Here is a 17,844-nt window from a genome sequence, read left to right on the forward strand (position 1 = left end):
AAGTGACCGATTATCAATTACCTTGCAGTAAATCGCGGGTTGCCTGAGCGACATCATGCTGGCGCATCAGCGTTTCGCCCACCAGAAAGGCGTGAACATTTGACTGTGCCAGTCGCTCGCAATCATCATGGCTGGCAATGCCGCTTTCGGCGATGACAAGCCGCTCTTTGGGAATCAAGGGAGCCAGAATCTCTGTCGTTGCCAAATCTGTTTTGAAGCGCGTGAGGTCGCGGTTGTTGATCCCGATGAGTGGCGTATCGAGCATCAGTGCACGCTCGAGTTCAGCGCGATTATGCACCTCGACCAGCACATCCATATCAAAGCGTTTGGCCTCTGCGACCAGATCCTGCATCAGTGCGTCGTCGCACGCGGCAACAATGATCAGAATCGCATCGGCCCCGAGCGCGCGCGCTTCGCCCACCTGCCAGGGGTCAACCATAAAGTCCTTGCGCAGACAGGGCAGCGAGCAGGCATTACGCGCCTCTGCAAGGTAATGGTCTGCGCCCTGAAAATAGGGGACATCGGTGAGCACCGAGAGGCAGGTCGCACCGCCAGCTTCATAATCGCTGGCATGCATTGGCGGGTCAAAATCCTCGCGGATCAGGCCTTTGGAGGGACTGGCACGCTTGATCTCGGCGATCAGCGCCCAGCCTCCGGCGGCGACTTTATCCTGCATCGCTTTGGCAAAACCGCGCGGGGCGGTTTTCACGGCGATGGCAGCATCTCGGTCGGCCAGCGAAAAGACCTGTTTGCGCGCCGCGACATGGGCGCGTTTGTCGTCGCATATCTGTTTGAGGCGGTCTGTCATATCGCAATCCAGCAGTTGAGCAGGGCATTGGCCAGACCTTTATCGAGAGCTTCTTCGGCTTCTTCCAGCCCTTCGGCCCAGCTTTCGGCTTCGCCCGCAATCTGCAACGCAGCGGCGGAGTTGATCAGAACCGCATCGCGATAGGCGCTTTTCTCGCCTGCCATAAGGCCGCGCAGGGCAGCCGCATTATAGTCGGCATCTCCGCCGCATATGGCCGAGAGAGGAGACAGGGTGAGATCATGCTCTTCGGGATTGAACATATGCTCGGTCATCTGGCCATTGTGCCAATTATGAATCAGCGTTGGCCCGGCGATTGAGATTTCATCCAGGCCTTCCATGCCCGAGACAATCATCAGCCGCTCATAATCAAGCATCTGCGCGGCCTCTGCATAAACCGGGACCAGATCAGGATGGGCAACGCCGATTAGCTGACGGCGCACAAGCGCCGGATTGCACAGCGGGCCAAGCAGATTGAAAATCGTGCGGCGGCCCAGCGCCTTGCGGATCGGGGCGATGGCACCAAGCGCCGGATGATGCGCCGGGGCGAAGAGAAAGGCGATGCCAAGGTCATTAAGCAGGGCGCTGTTTTCCTCTGGCGTCCGGTCGAGTCTGATACCGAGGGCTTCGAGCGTATCGGCTGCACCTGATTTACTGCTGGCCGCGCGATTGCCATGCTTGGCGACGGGCACTTCACAGGCGGCGACCACCAGCGAAACCGCGGTTGATACATTGAGGCTGTGGCTGCCATCGCCGCCGGTGCCGCAGACATCAATCGCGTTTTTTGGGGCATTGGGGAGCGGGACCATGCGTTGCCGCATGGCGCGTGCGGCCCCGGCGATTTCCGTTGCCGCTTCGCCGCGATCAGCAAGGGTAACCAGTATGTCACTGATCTCCTCGGCGCTATATTCGCCATCAAGGACAGCGCTGAAGAGCGCTTCTGCATCCTCTAACGCGAGCGGTTCATCCAGCGGAGGAACGGCGTTGCTCATACCAATGCGCCTTTGGGTGCTTTCGGGACACCGCCATGTTCGATCCCGGCAATATCGAGAAAATTGGCAAGCATCTGATGGCCATGCTCGCTGGCAATGCTCTCCGGGTGAAACTGCACGCCATGAATGGGCAGGGTTTGGTGGCGAAATCCCATAATCAGGCTGTCACCGCCATCTGCAGACGGTGTCGTTGCGTTGATATGCAGGCAATCAGGCAGGCCATCACGGGCCACAATCAGCGAGTGATAGCGGGTGGCGATAAACGGATTGGGCAGGCCAGCAAACACCCCACTGCCATCATGCTCCATCGGCGAGGTTTTGCCGTGCATTAGGCCGCCTTGTTCGACCGTGCCGCCAAAATGCTGGCCAATAGCCTGATGGCCGAGGCAGACGCCGAGCAGGGGGAGTTCTTTATCGGCACAGGCAGCGACCAGATCGAGCGAGATACCTGCTTCATTAGGCGTGCATGGGCCGGGGGAGATGATAATAGCCTGGGGATTGAGCGCTATGGCTGCGTCGGCAGTCAGCGCATCATTGCGTTCCACCCGCACCTCAACGCCCAATTCCATGACATAATGCACCAGATTGAAGGTGAAGCTGTCATAATTGTCGATCATAAGGATCATTGACCAAAGCCCCCCTCTCTTGCCCGGCTGATCGCGTCATTGGCAGCGGCAAACAATGCGCCTGCCTTGGCCTGACATTCGCGCAATTCATAGTCCGGGTCACTATCTGCAACAATACCGGCTCCGGCCTGGACATGCATGGTGCCATCTTTGACCACGGCGGTGCGCAAGACAATACAGCTATCGACCGAGCCATCGGGCGCGAAATAGCCGACGGCACCGGCATAGGCTCCGCGTTGTTCGGGTTCCAGTTCGGCAATAATCTGACAGGCGCGAACCTTGGGCGCGCCGCTCACCGTGCCTGCGGGGAAGCCAGCGAGTAGCGCTGAAACCGGGTCCATGTCATCAGCCAGATCACCGACAACATTGGAGACGATATGCATTACATGGCTATAGCGTTCGATGGTGAAGCTATCGGTTACGCTGACGCTATTGGCCTTGGCAACGCGGCCGACATCATTGCGACCGAGGTCCAGCAGCATCAGATGCTCTGCTCGCTCCTTGGGGTCAGCGAGCAGGATTTCGGCATTGGTGCGGTCTTCTGCAGCGGTTGCACCGCGCGGGCGGGTGCCTGCAATCGGGCGGATGGTAACCTCACCATCGCGGACTCGCACCAATATTTCCGGGCTGGAGCCGATCAATGCGAAATCCGGCAAGTCTAGATAGAAGAGAAAGGGCGATGGATTGATGCGTCTGAGCGAACGATAGAGCTGCATCGGAGGCAGCGGGAAGGGTGCGGTGAAGCGCTGCGCCAGCACCACCTGGAAGATATCGCCTGCGTGGATATAGTCTTTGGCCTTGAGGACCATGTCCCGATAACGTTCGGGGGCAATAACGGCTTCGGGCGCAATCTGTGACAGCGTAGCGGCATCGCCTGCTGTAGTAGCGTCGGAGCCCTGTGGTTCTACTAAAGTGCGCTCGACTTCGTCCAGACGTTCCTTGGCCTTTGTGATGTGATGGTCTGCATTGCCACTTGTCTTCGCCCATAAAGGCGTGATCAGGAACATCTCGTCCTTCAACCGGTCGAGAATAATCAGCAGCGAGGGACGGACGAAAACCATATCCGGCAGATTTAGTGGTGCATCCTCAGCACGTGGGATTTTTTCTACCAGGCCAACGGTTTCATAGCCGAAATAGCCTACCAGAAAGGCCAGTACTGGAGGTAATTCTTCAGGCACGTCCATCTGGCACTTGTGCGCCAGAGCTTTAAGGGCATCGACTGCGTTGGTGTCTTCATCGCCGTCGTTGTAGGCGTCAAACTTATCGCGCTGATGCTGCCAGTCGGGGTTGATAAACCCACGACCATTCTGGGCCCGATAGACAAGGTCCGGGTCTAAGCCGATCAGGCTGTAGCGCCCGCGTGTCTCACCGCCCTCAACCGATTCCAGTAGAAAGTCGCCGCGATCCGGGCGGAATAGCTGCATCGCCAGCGAAACAGCGGTATAGGTATCGGCAACAACGCGGCGATAGAGCAGGGCGGATTGTCCGCTTTCCAGTCTGGCGCGCGCCGCTTTCTCCTGATCGCTGCTATTCCGGTCCGGCTGATCCATTAGCGCAGCTGGTTAGTGCCGGTCAGATCGTCGATGACCGACTTGATAACAGCCTCGTTACGCTTCACCTCAATAGTAGCCTTCGCAGCCGCAACCATCTGGTCCGCATATTCGCGCGCCAGAACAGGTTTGAAGTCCTGCGCTACGCGTTGGGTGAGGGCGGGGCGCTCGCTGGCATCGCCGCGGTCGATATTTTCCAGATGGACGATAAACCATGCTTGGTTATTCGGGCCTTCCAATACCTTGGTGCTGCCCTCTGTCATGCTGAACATCAGTGCCAGTGGCGGCGGCACGCGCTGCCCACCGGCGTTGAGCTGGGCACGCCGTGCACCGACATTTTCTACCGGTGGCAGGCGTACGCCCAATGCGGCAACGGCACTGTTAAGCCCCTCACCATTTTCTGTCTTGGCGGCGATATCGCGGGCCGCTTTCTCGGCGCGTTCAGACCCCTTATCGAGGCGATAAACCGTCAGCACATCCTGTTTGACGGTTGCAAATGGCGGTGGCGCTGCCGGTTTGATCTCGCCAACATCAAAGATCGCAAATTCCAGACCCTGGGTCGTCTCAACAATCTGAGCCGTGCCAGTCGCTTCCATCTTGAACGCATCTTCCAGTACGGTGCGGGCAATGACATCGGTTTTGAATTCGGGATCAACAATCGAATTGCCATTGGCGATAAGTAGCGGTGTAGTTGTGATTGTCAGATTTTCAGACTGCGCAATATCATTGAGTGAAGCGCCGCTTTGCAGCCGATCCTCGACATTGACGGTAAAGTCAGACAGTGCCTCTCGCGACTTTTCTTCCATAATGTCGCGCTCCAATATGGCACTGACATTCTCCAAAGTGCGTTCAGGAACCTGTTCTATGTCGGTGACGCGGATAACATGCCATCCGAGCGGGCTCTGACTGATCGGTGCCATGGTATTTATCGCGGTGCCAAAGGCGGCATCGGCAACGGCATTGGAGGTTTCGCTGGCAAATTCGCCCTTGGTGATCTGCCCGATTTCGCTCGCGGCCAAGCCAATGGCTTCAGCCGCATCGACGATCGATGCGCCGCCATTGATGCGGTCCATCAGCGCTTTTGCGCCGTCTTCGGTGGGGAGAATGACCTGCAGCAGCAGCCGGGTTTCGCGTGCGGCAAATTCCTCGCGGCGCTCTTCAAAGGCGGCCTTTAATTCGGTTTCACTGACGCTAATGTCATCAATAACCTGATTGCGGGTAAACACGGTGTAGCGAATGGTGCGCTGTTCCGGCAGGGTGAAGCGACTGCTGTTATCGGTATAATATTTCTCCAGCGCCTCATCGCTTACCGCCTCATCGGTCATAAAGGCAGTCGAGGGCAGTGTAGCAATGCGTCCGCGGCGGCCTTCAAGCAGCAAAGAGGCATAGGGCAGCACCAGATTTTCCGGCGGCTTGGTGCCGATCTGGATCGGATCGATAAGCTGTTCGGCGAGCAGGGTACGTTTCAGCTGTTCGCGGAACCGTTCTTCGTTGATGTTGTTGTCGGCCAGTACCCGCCGATAGGTCGCCTCATCAAAGTTACCGGCGGCATTGCGAAAAGCGCCAAGCTTGGTGATCTCGGCATCCACAAGTCTTTTGCCCGCGCCCAGCCCTATGGAACGGCCATATTCTGCAACGGCATAGCTGTTCACTAGCTGATCAATCACCTCGTCAACACCGCCGCCCTCAATAAAGGCGGCCATGGTCAGAGTAGGGTCTTGCTGGCGCGCTTGTGAAAAGGCGTTGTCCACTGCTGTGCGCAGTTCGGACGTTGAAATACTCTGCTTGCCGATTTTCACTGCGGTCTGGCTGTTGCCGATGCCGCCAAACATGCCGCCGGTGACATCGCTGCTGGCAAAAGCAATGGCAATCAGGCCGACAAAAGCCAGGGTGAGCACAAGGCCGATCTTAGATTGAAAAATGGAACGAAAGAAACCGATCATTATACGCTACGCCATACCTTTAAGGGATGTTTCGGGACATCGTGTCTGCCCAAGCCTTTAGGGTCTGCCCCGGACAATCGCAAGAGCGGTGATGGCTTGCGCAAAATCATGCCGTTGATATAGCCCCAGCATATTGATCTTTCGGCATTTGATGCCGGACAAATACAAGAGATGAGACAGAATATGCGGCCCTATATTATTGCCAACTGGAAGATGAACGGCTCGTTTGATGCGCTTGATGAGGCCTGGGGCATTGATGAGGCCGCGGGCGAGTATCGTGATGTCGATGTCGCTATCTGCCCGCCGGCAACTCTGATTGCGCCGATGGCGGATGAACTGAGCTATGCCAAAGCCGGAGCGCAAGACTGTCATCAGGCCGAGTCCGGGGCGCATACGGGCTGCCTTTCCGCCAATATGATCGGCGAAGTGGGTGGAACGCTCGCAATTGTCGGTCATAGCGAGCGGCGCCAGGATCAAGCGGAAACCAGTGCGATCGTCGCCGAAAAGCTGATCGCGGCGCAAAAGACGGGTCTCGAAGCGATATTGTGTATTGGTGAGCCGCTGGATGTACGCGATGCGGGGGAAGCAGAGAGCTATGTCTGCCAGCAGCTGGCGGAATCGCTGGTTGGCGATATTGATCCTGCGATGCTGACCGTTGCTTATGAACCTATCTGGGCAATTGGCACCGGACGGGTTGCAGGCGAATCAGATATTGCCGCTATGCATGCCGCCTGCCGTGCACAATTAGTAGAACGGTTTGGCGATGTAGGTGCTGGCGTGCGACTGCTATATGGCGGTTCGGTCAAGGGCGAAAATGCGCCGCAAATTCTGGCTATCGATGATGTCAATGGCGCGCTGGTCGGCGGGGCCAGCCTGAAAGCAGAGACGTTCGCGCCGATTATTGCGGCGGCGGCACAATAACCGTCCTTCCGGCTAGTCCTTGCCAGCGATATTGAAACAATCGGGCGAAGTCGCTATGTGCGCTGCCAATGCAGAGGCACGCACAGTTTATCAGGCGCTGCCATATAGCTTTTACAGGACTTAGTGAGACCGCATGTTTACTTTTCTGACCGTCGTTCAGGCGATCGTCGCCGCCGCCCTGGTTGGCGTTATCCTTATGCAACGTTCCGAAGGCGGTGGCCTGACCGGAGGCGGCAGCCCGGCTGGACTGGTTTCAGCACGTGGCGCGGCTGACCTGTTGACCCGCACCACTGCTATTTTGGCGGTTGTGTTTGTCTCGCTGAGTATTGCTCTGGCGGTTCTTGCTGTTGATGAAGGCTCGGGCGAAGCTATCGACCAGAGCCTTGATCGTTCAGCACCAGCGCCTGACCCTCTGGCACCGGCTCCTGATCCATTGGCACCATCTGCACCGATCTCCGGCGATCCGCTTTCCGGCGCCGCGCAAGAAGCGCTGCAAGGCGAAGAGGGTGATGCTGCGGCCGGTGCGGCGGAAGGCGAAGCCGCAGAATAAGCCACTGCACTTTTTACAGTTGCCCACAATAAATTTTTGATTGGCGGCGATTCGGCTGCTTGTCAGATAGTGCGTATTGAGCCTAAGGCTTCCCTCCCATGGCGCGATATATTTTCATTACAGGCGGCGTGGTCTCCTCCCTTGGCAAAGGCCTTATGGCGGCAAGTCTCGGCGCACTGCTACAGGCGCGTGGCTATAAGGTCCGCATCCGCAAATTTGACCCCTATCTGAATGTCGATCCGGGCACGATGAGCCCGTATCAGCATGGCGAGGTCTATGTCACCGATGACGGGGCGGAGACCGATCTCGATCTTGGCCATTATGAGCGCTTTACCGGCGTTCCATCACGTCAGTCGGACAATGTGACCTCAGGCCGTATCTATCAGACGATTATCGCCAAAGAGCGACGCGGCGATTATCTCGGCGCGACGGTGCAGGTGATCCCGCATGTCACCGATGCTATCAAGGAATTTGCCCAGGCGGATACCGATGATCTCGATTTTGTGCTGTGCGAGATTGGCGGAACGGTTGGCGACATTGAGAGCCTGCCCTTTATCGAAGCGATTCGTCAGTTACGCAATGAATTGGGACGCGATCAAACAATCTCGATCCATGTGACATTGGTGCCGTACATTACAGCGGCGGGCGAGTTGAAAACCAAGCCAACCCAGCACAGCGTGCGCGAACTGACCGCATTGGGTGTGCAACCCGATCTGTTGCTCTGCCGCTGTGAAAAGCCGCTGCCCGAAGGCGAGCGTCGCAAAATCGCGCAATTTTGCAATGTCCGGCCTGAAGCGGTGATTCAAGCGCTTGATGCACCCAGCATCTACACCGTTCCGCTGCAATATCATGGCGAGGGCCTGGACCAGGAAGTGCTGCGCGCCTTTGGCATCGATAGCAGCGACCAGCCGGACCTTAGCCGCTGGTATGATATCAATGACCGCCACGCTAATCCCGAAGGCGAAGTCACGATCGGTGTTGTCGGCAAATATGTCGGCCTGCAGGATGCCTATAAATCACTGCATGAAGCGCTGGTCCATGGCGGCATGGCCAATCGGGTCAAGGTGAACATCCGATGGCTCGATGCCGAACTGTTTGAGGAGGACGAAAAGGATATCGCCGCGCGGCTTGAGCCGATGCATGGCATTTTGGTGCCCGGCGGCTTTGGTGAGCGCGGCAGTGCGGGCAAGATCGCCTCGGTGCGTTTTGCGCGCGAGCATGATGTGCCGTTTTTTGGCATCTGTCTTGGCATGCAGATGGCGTGTATCGAGGCGGCGCGAAACACATCGGGCATAACCAATGCCTCGACCACCGAATTTGGCGAGGCTGAGGAACCAGTCGTCGGCCTGATTACCGAGTGGATGAGCGATGAAGGCTTGCAAAAACGCGAGCAGGGTGGCGATTTGGGCGGGACGATGCGTCTTGGTGCCTATCCCGCCAAACTGTCAGAAAACAGCCATGTCGCCAGCATTTACGGTGTCAGCGATATCGATGAACGGCACCGTCATCGCTATGAGGTCAATAATAGCTATGTGGACCGGTTGGAAAAGGGCGGCCTGATCTTTTCGGGCATGTCGCCCGATGGCGAGCTGCCGGAAATTGTCGAACGTCCTGATTTGAGCTGGTTCGTCGGGGTGCAGTTCCACCCGGAACTGAAAAGCAAGCCATTCGCGCCGCATCCGCTGTTCGCGAGTTTTATTTCTGCAGCGGTTGAACAAAGCCGCCTAGTATAGAGGCTGGTGTATTAACCATATTTTGCCGCGTGGCGAAACAATATGTGTTCCATTATGCGCCATGGCTGGTTCAACAGATTGTAACTGACCTTAAACACGTTTTTTTATTTCACACTTGTAACCATCACAGTGTATATGCCTCTAAAGCCTTACTTCGCCGCCCTTGGGAATGATCGGCAAATAAGGCTTACAGGGGAGATGCACCTTGCACGCACATGAGCTGCAAAAGCTGCTTTCGCAGCATAGCCTTTTTGCGGACAGCGACGACGATGCGCTGGCGGCGATCATCCTGCGTGGGCATTTGGTGACGGCACAAGAAGGCGACGTCCTGCTGCATCAAGGCGACAAGGGTGATATTCTTTATATCATCCTGTCGGGCATGGCCCGGATCAGCATGGTAGCGAGCAATGGCCACGAGATCGTACTGGATTATGCGGAAGCAGGCCATGTCATTGGCGAGATTGCCTTTCTCGATGGCGGCGAGCGCAGCGCCAGTGTCGATGCGCTAAGCGATATGACTATGCTCACCTTGTCACGCGACGCCTTTGCGGAGATATTGGGCAGCTACCCTGATCTGGCGATGCAATTGATGAAGGCGCTGGCGCGTAGATTGCGTCAAACCAACGAGATTGTTGAGGCTGATCGCGCCTTTCGGTCTGGTCCCCGCCTGGCGCGCTATTTACTGCGGCTTATGCTGTCAGGCTCTGAAGGTGATGGCCGTTTGAAGCTCAAGCTGAGCCAGAGCGAATTGGGCAATTTTGTTGGCTTATCGCGCGAACAGATTAACCGCCAGCTTTCGGCCTGGTCCGAGCATGATGTTATCAGCATCGACAGCGGGAATATTCATATCAAGGATCAGGAAATGCTGATGGAGATTGCCGAAGCCATACCCTGAACCAGGCACAAAACGGATTATATTGCCTGATCCATGCGACCCTGGTCTGGCAATATAATGGCGTCCTAAAAGGCGTCGGGGGGTAAGGTCTTCGGACTTTACCCCCTTATATATGGAGAAGGGCGCGGCTATGAACCGCGCCCTTTAATGGTCTGATTGGATGTGATGCTCAGGCAGCGTCTTTGTCGTCGCTGCCATCGTCATTCGATAGATCCACAATCTTGCTGGCATCGCTGCCATTGATCGCGATCTTTTTCGGCTTCATCGCTTCAGGCACTTCGCGTACCAGATCGATAGCGAGCAGGCCATCGGCAAGCCGCGCATCCGAAACGCGGACGAAGTCGGCAAGCTCGAAACGGCGTTCAAAGTTGCGGTTGGCGATACCGACGTGCAGGAACTCGCCATCTGCGTCGCTGGCTTCCGCTTTGCGGCCGGTGACGGTCAGCAAATTTTGTTGCGCGGTAATCTCGATCTCATCAGTTTTGAAACCCGCAACTGCGAGGGTCACGCGATACTCGCCATCATCAAGACGGGCGATGTTGAAGGGGGGATAGTTATCGCCACTGCCATTGCGCTGGTGATTCTCCAGCAGGTCGAAAAGACGATCAAAACCGACTGTGGTGCGGCGATAAGGGGTGAAATCAAAACGCGTCATTTGTGTAATCCTCCAAAGAGCAATTATGTCGCCATGACCCATTTGGCGTCATGGTGAACCTGGTTGAATATGTGCCCCATCATGGCGGCACATAGTGAATCTGGTGAGAGATTTCATGATTTCAAGAGGCCCTAATATGCTGAAAAATAGCGCTTATTAGGATATTGCCAAATTGTTTGGACTTGCCAGAAGCAGGAAACGCCTGATCGCGTGAGCGACCAGGCGTCCCGTGACGATTTCGTTCTCGACGCCGTTAAGCGGAGTCCCTGAAATCGTATCAGTAGAAAAGCAGCTTCCCCAAACCGCTTTTCCGTTCCCCGAAAATTCGAATGCGTGTTCGAAGTCTCGTGCGACATAGATTCCGTAAAGTAACGCATTTGACCAGCGTGAAATGCCCGATACGGCCCATTTTGCTTCACAATGTGTTCATTGGGCAACAGTAAATTGCACTTTAGGCGCATTCGTGCCAACGCTGCCTCTCATCCGAATCCTCGTTCAGGAGCTGACCCGAACGTCATGCTGTCGACATTTGAATGGACCATCGCCAAGCGGTATCTGCTGCCGGCGCGATCCGAGGCGTTTATCTTTCTCGTCGCCGGGATCAGCCTGGTCGCCGTTATGCTCGGTGTGGCGGCGTTGATTATCGTGATGAGCGTGATGAACGGCTTTCGCGCGGAGCTACTCGACCGAATTGTCGGGTTGAATGGCCATGCACTGATCCAAGGCTATGGCGGGCGGCTCGACAATTGGGAAGACCTGCTTAAACAGGCGCGAGAGACCGAAGGCGTTGTCTCGGCCTCACCTCTGATCGAGCAACCGTTGTTAGGCTCTTATGAAGGCCGTGTTGAAGCGGTGCTGGTCCGCGGCAATGATGCGGACGATATTGCCGGTCTTAATGACAAGTTGGTTGCGGGGTCAGTTGCCAATATCAAACCCGGCAATGAGACCATCGCCATAGGCTCGCGTCTGGCGCAGAATCTCGGCGCGAGGCTCGGCGACCGGATGACGATTATCAATCCGCAGGGCCGCTCGACACCGTTCGGCACAGTGCCGCGAGAGATCAGCTATCAGATCGGCGCGATATTCGAGATTGGCGTTTATGATTTCGACAAGGCCTTTGTCATCATGCCGATCAAGGATGCGCAGACATTGCTGCTCACCGGCGATCAGATCGGAATGATCGAGATTACCACCGAAGATGCGGATAGTGTCGGTGAGATATTGGCACCGCTCGCGCCCAAGGTCGGCAATCGCGGCATTATCGCCGACTGGCGCACCATAAACGCCAATCTGTTCGAGGCACTGGCGGTCGAGCGGGTGGCGATGTTCGTGGTGCTGTCGATCATCATATTGGTCGCGGTGTTCAACATATTGTCGTCGCTGATCATGCTGGTACGCTCGAAAACGCGCGATATCGCCATATTGCGCACTATGGGCGCATCGCGACGATCCTTGCTCAAAGTGTTTATCTTTATCGGCACAGTGATTGGCATTTTGGGGGCGATTGCCGGATTGGGGCTCGGCTTTATCTTCCTGTTCTTCCGCCAGTCGGTGGTCAATTTCGTGCAATTCGTCACAGGGCAGAATCTCTGGGATCCTTCGGTGCGGTTCCTCACTGAATTGCCGAGCAAGACCGACCCGGTCGAGGTTACGGTGATTGTAGTGATGGCGATTGTCTTCAGCTTCCTGGCCACGCTGTATCCGGCGATGAAGGCGGCGAGCACCGATCCGGTTCAGGTTCTGCGTTATGACTGATAATAGGCAGCCTGTCGCCGAGCTGATCGATGTCACTCGCAGCTTTACCCAGGGTGATATCACCATCGACGTGCTCCGCGGTGTCAATCTGACCATCCAGCCCGGCGAGATCGTCGCTCTGCTGGGGCCTTCGGGCTCGGGTAAATCGACTTTGCTACAGGCTCTTGGATTACTGGAAGGCGGTTTTGGTGGCCAGATCAATATTGGCGGTACCAACACTGCAAGCCTCGACAGCAATGGCCGGACAAAGCTGCGCAAAACCAGACTCGGCTTTGTCTATCAGTTCCACCATTTGCTGCCCGATTTTGATGCCACCGAGAATGTGGTTTTGCCGCAGCTTATTCAGGGCACATCACGCGATGAGGCGACGGCGCGGGCCCATGGCCTGCTCGATGCGCTGGGCCTTGGTCAGCGTTATGAGCATCGGCCGAGCAAGCTATCCGGTGGTGAGCAACAACGCGTGGCGGTGGCCCGTGCGCTCGCTAATCGGCCGCTATTGGTGCTGGCTGATGAGCCGACGGGCAATCTCGATGAGGCAACGTCGGAAGTGGTGCTGGCGCAATTCCTTGAACTCGTCCGCGAACAGGGCAGTGCCGCATTGATCGCCACCCATAATGAGCGGCTTGCCGAGAAGATGGACCGCGTCGTGCGGCTGCATGAAGGAATATTGTCATGACTACTTTATACGATCTGCAAGCGCGCAAGCCCGATGGCAGCGCCATGCCGATGAATGACTATGCCGGTAAGGTATTGCTGATCGTTAACACCGCCTCCAAATGCGGTTTCACCCCGCAATATGAGGGGCTGGAAGAGCTGTATCGCGACTATAAAGATCAGGGCCTCGAGGTGCTGGCCTTTCCCTGCAACCAGTTTGGCAATCAGGAGCCAGGCAGCAATGAAGAGATAGCGGAGTTTTGTTCGCTCAATTTCAGCACCAGCTTTCCGCTGTTCGACAAGGTGGAGGTCAATGGCGATGATACCGACCCGCTATGGCGCTATCTGAAAAGCCAGCAATCCGGTCTGATGGGCAGCAAGGCGATCAAATGGAATTTCACCAAATTTCTGGTGGATCGCTCCGGAAAAGTCGTCGCGCGGCACGGTTCGATGGTAAAGCCGGAGCAGTTGCGTAAAGATATTGAAGCCCTGCTGAAACAGTAAGGCCCCAAAACTCTCAATCGCTACGCAGGCGTAACCTTTTCCGCCGCAAGGGCGAATAACCGGCCAGACTGGCAGGAGACAAGAATATGTGGGAATCACTTCAGACATGGTTTTTGAGTCTGGGTGCGGACTATGGCGTTAATCCGCTGATTTTCGGCGCGATTTATGTGGGAGCGATTCCGTTCTTCATGCTCTCGATCGCCTGGCTGGTGCGGCGCAAAAAGGCGGGGGAGTCTATTGTCCTACCGGTCCTGTGCGCGGGTAGCTGCTTTGTATCCGCCTATGTCTATCTCGCCATAGCGGGCAAGAATATCCCGCTTTGGGTGTGGTTCTTCCTCGGTGCGCTGATCGTCTATGGAGCATGGTCGACGATTAAAAGCGTACGCAGTAAGATAGCTGAAGGCGAGTAACCCTTAACAACGTCGGCCCCGCCCTTCGACTGCCTGCAAGGCAGGCGCTCAGGATAAACTCGGCTATGCCGAGGCGGGGCCTGGGCTTTTTCTTAGCGCACACAAAGCCACAAAGGCACAAAGCGGTTTAGCTTGCCTCTAAATCTTCGTGCCTTTGTGGCTTTGTGTGAAATTCAGCCTTACCCCCGCCTGCGCGGGGCTGACGGAGAGGTTGTCGGCATTCAAAGCACTTACTTGGTGTGTAAGTTTGCCTCGCCTATTGCTAGAATCGCGTAAGTTTAAATAACCTAAGGTATGCCTACCGACCCCTTCGTCCCGCTTTGTATCTTCTCGTCCTACACCATGCTGGACGGCGCTATTGACCCCAAGGCGATCGCTTCTGCGGCCAAGGAGCGCGGCTTTCCCGCCATCGCCATCACCGACAGCAACGGTCTTTACGGTTCGATGGCTTTTGCCGATGCCTGCTTCAAGGAAGGCGTGCAGCCGATAGTCGGCGCGCGCATCGCGGTTGCTCGACCCGGCGCCAGCGACAATGGTACGCCGATCATCGACTGGCTAGGGATATTGGCGCAGGATGAAGCGGGTTACCAAAATCTGTGCGCGCTGGTTTCGGCGGCGCATCTGGATCGGCCGATTGAACAGGCACCGCATATCTCGCTGAAGACTCTTGCGCAGCATGGCGAGGGCCTGATTGTTCTGACCGGAGCGGGTGAGGGGGCTATTACCCGTCTGCTTGCCGAGCAACAGACGGAAGCGGCACAAAGCTATCTCGCGACGCTGACCAGCAATTTACCGGGGCGCGTCTATATTGAGCTGGCCCGGCGCAATGATCCGGTCGAAGAAGACGCCGAGGAAGCGCTGATCGATCTCGCCTATGCCCAAAACATCCCGCTGGTTGCCACCAATCCAGCCTGTTTTGCCGAGCCCGGTTTTCACAAAGCGCATGATGTGATGCTGTGCATCGCCAATGGCGAATATCTCGAAAGCGAAGACCGTCAGCAAGGCGCGCCCGAAGCGTGGATCAAGAGCGGCGCGATGATGCGCGAGCTGTTTGCCGATCTGCCCGAAGCCATCGACAACACGCTCGTGATAGCCCAGCGTTGCGCCTTTGCGCCGCCCAAGCGCGATCCGATCCTGCCCAGCCTTGCCGGTGATCTGGAGGGCGAGGCCAAACAGTTACGCGAAGACTCTATCGCTGGCCTCGAAAAGCGCCTAAGCGTTTATGCAGACCTCAGCGAAGACGACCGCAAAGCCTATTTTGACCGGCTCGATTATGAAATCGGCATTATCGTCAATATGGGCTTTCCCGGCTATTTCCTTATCGTTGCCGACTTTATCAAATGGTCCAAGGAGCAGGGCATCCCGGTCGGGCCGGGCCGTGGTTCGGGTGCCGGTTCAGTGGTCGCCTGGGCGCTCACCATCACCGATCTTGATCCGCTGAAACTCGGCCTGCTGTTCGAGCGTTTCCTCAATCCTGAACGTGTGTCGATGCCGGACTTCGATATCGACTTTTGCGAAACCCGGCGCGGCGAGGTGATCCGCTATGTGCAGGAGAAATATGGCAGCGACCATGTGGCGCAGATCATCACCTTTGGTAAGCTGAAGGCCCGCGCGGTGCTGCGCGATACCGGGCGGGTGCTGCAAATGCCCTATGGTCAGGTAGATCGGCTGTGCAAGCTGGTGCCCAATCACCCCACCGATCCGTGGAAGCTCGACCGCGCATTGAATGGCGTTGCCGAACTGCGCCAGGAATATGAGCGCGAGGATGATGTGCGTCAGCTATTCGATCTGGCGATGCAGCTCGAAGGCCTGCCGCGGCACAGCTCAACCCATGCCGCAGGCGTAGTGATCGGCGACCGTCCACTCGATGCTCTGGTGCCGCTCTATCGCGATCCACGCTCGGATATGCCGGTAACGCAGTTCGATATGAAATTTGTTGAAACCGCAGGGCTGGTGAAGTTCGATTTTCTTGGCCTCAAAACCCTCTCCGTCCTCCACAAAGCCGTCGAGATGCTCGCACGGCGCGGGGTCATGGTCGATCTGGATGGGCTGACATGGGATGATCCGGCGGTCTATGAGCTGCTGCAGCGCGGTGATACCGTTGGTGTGTTCCAGTTGGAATCCGAAGGTATGCGTCGCACCCTGTCTGCGGTGAAGCCCACCAATTTCGGCGATATCATCGCGCTCGTCTCGCTCTACCGCCCGGGTCCGATGGACAATATCCCGCTCTTCGGCCGCCGCAAAAATGGTGAGGAAGAGATTGCCTATCCGCACCCGCTGCTCGAGGATGTGCTGAAAGAAACCTATGGCATCTTCGTCTATCAGGAACAGGTGATGCAAGCAGCGCAGATCCTCGCCGGATATACGCTGGGCGGTGCCGACCTGCTTCGCCGCGCCATGGGCAAGAAAATCCAGGCCGAGATGGACAAGCAGCGCGATATCTTCGTCAAGGGCTGTGCCGAGCATAATGATATTCCGGCGGACAAGGCCAATGCGCTGTTCGATTTGATCGACAAGTTTGCCGGCTATGGCTTCAACAAGTCGCACGCCGCCGCCTATGCGCTGCTCGCTTATCAGACGGCATGGCTCAAGGCACATCACCCACAGGAGTTTTACGCCGCCTCGATGTGCTTTGATATGCACCAGACCGACAAGCTGACCATCTTTGTCGATGATATGCGCAAGAACCAGATTGCCTGTCTGCCGCCATGCATCAACCGTTCAGAAGCAGAATTTTCGGTGCAGAAAGAGGATAATGGGCTGGCGGTGCGCTATGCGCTGGCGGGCCTGAAAAATGTCGGCACCAAGGCGATGCAGGCGGTGATTGCCGAGCGCGAAAATGCAGGCTGGTTTGAGGATATGGGCGATTTTGCCGGACGCATTAGTCCGACATTGGTCAACCGCCGCCAGTTGGAGAGTCTGGCCGGGGCAGGGGCTTTTGACCAGATCGCGCCCAATCGTGCCGCCGTCTATGCGCTGGCCGATACGGTGCTCGCAATAGCAAGCGCCGCCGAGGAATCGCGCACCAGCGGGCAGGCGGCGCTGTTCGGCGAGGATGACAGTGCGACGCGCCAGACGCTCAAGCTGGATGACAGCCTGCACTGGTCCGCCGGGGAACGCATGGCGCAGGAGAAAGAGGCATTCGGCTTTTTCTTCTCCGCCCATCCGGTCAGCCATTATGAGGTCGTCACCAGCGCCAATGGCGCGCGGCCCTTTGCGGCGGTGATTGAGGGTATGTCGCTCAAAGAAGGCGAACGCCGTCCGGCGACACTCGCGGTACTGGTCGAAGGCGCAAACCGCCGCCAGACCAAGCGCGGCCGCGATTTCGTGATGCTCGACCTGTCCGATGCCTCGGGCGGCTTTTCCGCCAGTTGCTTTGAGGAGCATCTGGTGCCGCAATTTGTCGAATGGGCGAAGGAGGGCGCGTGTGTGCTGCTCAATGTCGAACTTGACAGCAACAGCCCCGACCAACCCCCACGCGCCACCGTTCGCTCGGCGCAACCGCTGGATGGTTTGCAAACCGCAGCACGCCTAAAACTGACCTTCGAGACCAGCGAGGCGGCGACACTGAATATGCTGGCGACGATATTACAGAAACGCGGGGCAGGGCGCGGCGAAGTCGCGGCGCGGTTGATCCAGCCCGATCTGCCGCCGGTGGAGATGGTGCTGGGGCGGCGGTTCCGACTGGATAGCGAGCTGGTCGAAGAACTGGAACGGACGCCGGGTTTTGGGGATATTAGCTTGTCGGCGATACGTTCGGCGCGGCCAGAGGCGGTTGCTGGTTAGGGGTGGTTGGTTGAGGCTAATGGCGATACACGCATTCGTGTTCCCTCGCCCAACCGGCCACCACA

Annotated in this window: 15 protein-coding genes; 9 read left to right on the top strand and 6 right to left on the bottom strand. The window is 56.9% G+C overall.

Annotation, left to right across the window (positions count from 1 at the left end):
- Positions 1-13: 13 nt before the first annotated feature.
- The 5 genes from trpC to RB602_RS08735 are packed head-to-tail and all read right to left on the bottom strand — an operon-like array spanning position 14 to position 5,871.
- The gene (gene trpC / locus RB602_RS08715) at positions 14-808 is read right to left on the bottom strand and encodes an indole-3-glycerol phosphate synthase TrpC (protein ID WP_317080174.1); all 795 of its coding nucleotides are present in this window, start codon (positions 806-808) and stop codon (positions 14-16) included.
- Positions 805-1,797 (bottom strand): anthranilate phosphoribosyltransferase, encoded by a 993-nt coding sequence (gene trpD, locus RB602_RS08720; protein WP_317080175.1) that lies wholly within the window; start codon positions 1,795-1,797, stop codon positions 805-807. Before trpD ends, trpC begins: the two co-directional genes overlap by 4 nt.
- Positions 1,794-2,423 (bottom strand): anthranilate synthase component II, encoded by a 630-nt coding sequence (locus RB602_RS08725; protein WP_317080176.1) that lies wholly within the window; start codon positions 2,421-2,423, stop codon positions 1,794-1,796. The genes trpD and RB602_RS08725 overlap by 4 nt, the downstream gene beginning before the upstream one ends.
- Positions 2,420-3,973: an anthranilate synthase component I gene (trpE, locus tag RB602_RS08730; protein WP_317080177.1), complete on the bottom strand. Its 1,554-nt coding sequence runs from the start codon at positions 3,971-3,973 to the stop codon at positions 2,420-2,422. Before trpE ends, RB602_RS08725 begins: the two co-directional genes overlap by 4 nt.
- On the bottom strand, positions 3,973-5,871 hold the full coding sequence (locus tag RB602_RS08735; protein WP_317080178.1) for a SurA N-terminal domain-containing protein: 1,899 nt from the start codon (positions 5,869-5,871) through the stop codon (positions 3,973-3,975). The genes trpE and RB602_RS08735 overlap by 1 nt, the downstream gene beginning before the upstream one ends.
- Before the next feature lie 228 nt (positions 5,872-6,099).
- On the opposite strand from RB602_RS08735, the gene tpiA reads away from it, so the two are divergent.
- The 4 genes from tpiA (at position 6,100) to RB602_RS08755 (ending at position 10,015) form a co-directional block, all read left to right on the top strand.
- Complete coding sequence (gene tpiA, locus RB602_RS08740) at positions 6,100-6,837, top strand: triose-phosphate isomerase (RefSeq protein WP_317080179.1); 738 nt, start codon at positions 6,100-6,102, stop codon at positions 6,835-6,837.
- A gap of 133 nt (positions 6,838-6,970) precedes the next feature.
- Positions 6,971-7,387 (top strand): preprotein translocase subunit SecG, encoded by a 417-nt coding sequence (gene secG / locus RB602_RS08745; protein WP_317080180.1) that lies wholly within the window; start codon positions 6,971-6,973, stop codon positions 7,385-7,387.
- Between the two features lie 98 nt (positions 7,388-7,485).
- On the top strand, positions 7,486-9,120 hold the full coding sequence (gene pyrG / locus RB602_RS08750; RefSeq protein WP_317080181.1) for a CTP synthase: 1,635 nt from the start codon (positions 7,486-7,488) through the stop codon (positions 9,118-9,120).
- A 205-nt stretch (positions 9,121-9,325) separates the two neighbouring features.
- On the top strand, positions 9,326-10,015 hold the full coding sequence (locus RB602_RS08755) for a Crp/Fnr family transcriptional regulator (RefSeq protein WP_317080182.1): 690 nt from the start codon (positions 9,326-9,328) through the stop codon (positions 10,013-10,015).
- Positions 10,016-10,184: 169 nt separating this feature from the next.
- On the opposite strand, the gene RB602_RS08760 is transcribed toward RB602_RS08755, so the two are convergent.
- The gene (locus RB602_RS08760) at positions 10,185-10,670 is read right to left on the bottom strand and encodes an Hsp20 family protein (RefSeq protein WP_317080184.1); all 486 of its coding nucleotides are present in this window, start codon (positions 10,668-10,670) and stop codon (positions 10,185-10,187) included.
- A 516-nt stretch (positions 10,671-11,186) separates the two neighbouring features.
- Here RB602_RS08760 and RB602_RS08765 point away from each other — a divergent pair.
- The 5 genes from RB602_RS08765 (at position 11,187) to dnaE (ending at position 17,779) form a co-directional block, all read left to right on the top strand.
- The gene (locus RB602_RS08765; RefSeq protein WP_317080185.1) at positions 11,187-12,425 is read left to right on the top strand and encodes a lipoprotein-releasing ABC transporter permease subunit; all 1,239 of its coding nucleotides are present in this window, start codon (positions 11,187-11,189) and stop codon (positions 12,423-12,425) included.
- Positions 12,418-13,101 (top strand): ABC transporter ATP-binding protein, encoded by a 684-nt coding sequence (locus RB602_RS08770; RefSeq protein WP_317080186.1) that lies wholly within the window; start codon positions 12,418-12,420, stop codon positions 13,099-13,101. The genes RB602_RS08765 and RB602_RS08770 overlap by 8 nt, the downstream gene beginning before the upstream one ends.
- Positions 13,098-13,583, top strand: coding sequence for a glutathione peroxidase (locus tag RB602_RS08775; RefSeq protein ID WP_317080187.1), 486 nt, complete (start codon positions 13,098-13,100; stop codon positions 13,581-13,583). The genes RB602_RS08770 and RB602_RS08775 overlap by 4 nt, the downstream gene beginning before the upstream one ends.
- An 86-nt stretch (positions 13,584-13,669) precedes the next feature.
- Positions 13,670-13,993, top strand: coding sequence for a hypothetical protein (locus RB602_RS08780; protein ID WP_317080188.1), 324 nt, complete (start codon positions 13,670-13,672; stop codon positions 13,991-13,993).
- Between the two features lie 294 nt (positions 13,994-14,287).
- Positions 14,288-17,779, top strand: coding sequence for a DNA polymerase III subunit alpha (dnaE, locus tag RB602_RS08785; RefSeq protein ID WP_317080189.1), 3,492 nt, complete (start codon positions 14,288-14,290; stop codon positions 17,777-17,779).
- Positions 17,780-17,844 lie beyond the last annotated feature (65 nt).

Source organism: Parasphingorhabdus sp. SCSIO 66989 (assembly GCF_032852305.1).
In the GTDB taxonomy this organism is placed as follows: domain Bacteria; phylum Pseudomonadota; class Alphaproteobacteria; order Sphingomonadales; family Sphingomonadaceae; genus Alterisphingorhabdus; species Alterisphingorhabdus coralli.

Bases quoted from the DNA above. Each gene is read 5' to 3' on its own strand.
- secG (WP_317080180.1), top strand. From the start codon at position 6,971: ATGTTTACTTTTCTGACCGTCGTTCAGGCGATCGTCGCCGCCGCCCTG.
- tpiA (WP_317080179.1), top strand. From the start codon at position 6,100: ATGCGGCCCTATATTATTGCCAACTGGAAGATGAACGGCTCGTTTGAT.
- pyrG (WP_317080181.1), top strand. From the start codon at position 7,486: ATGGCGCGATATATTTTCATTACAGGCGGCGTGGTCTCCTCCCTTGGC.
- RB602_RS08770 (WP_317080186.1), top strand. From the start codon at position 12,418: ATGACTGATAATAGGCAGCCTGTCGCCGAGCTGATCGATGTCACTCGC.
- dnaE (WP_317080189.1), top strand. From the start codon at position 14,288: ATGCCTACCGACCCCTTCGTCCCGCTTTGTATCTTCTCGTCCTACACC.
- RB602_RS08725 (WP_317080176.1), bottom strand. From the start codon at position 2,423: ATGATCCTTATGATCGACAATTATGACAGCTTCACCTTCAATCTGGTG.
- RB602_RS08760 (WP_317080184.1), bottom strand. From the start codon at position 10,670: ATGACGCGTTTTGATTTCACCCCTTATCGCCGCACCACAGTCGGTTTT.
- trpE (WP_317080177.1), bottom strand. From the start codon at position 3,973: ATGGATCAGCCGGACCGGAATAGCAGCGATCAGGAGAAAGCGGCGCGC.
- trpC (WP_317080174.1), bottom strand. From the start codon at position 808: ATGACAGACCGCCTCAAACAGATATGCGACGACAAACGCGCCCATGTC.
- RB602_RS08780 (WP_317080188.1), top strand. From the start codon at position 13,670: ATGTGGGAATCACTTCAGACATGGTTTTTGAGTCTGGGTGCGGACTAT.
- RB602_RS08765 (WP_317080185.1), top strand. From the start codon at position 11,187: ATGCTGTCGACATTTGAATGGACCATCGCCAAGCGGTATCTGCTGCCG.
- trpD (WP_317080175.1), bottom strand. From the start codon at position 1,797: ATGAGCAACGCCGTTCCTCCGCTGGATGAACCGCTCGCGTTAGAGGAT.
- RB602_RS08775 (WP_317080187.1), top strand. From the start codon at position 13,098: ATGACTACTTTATACGATCTGCAAGCGCGCAAGCCCGATGGCAGCGCC.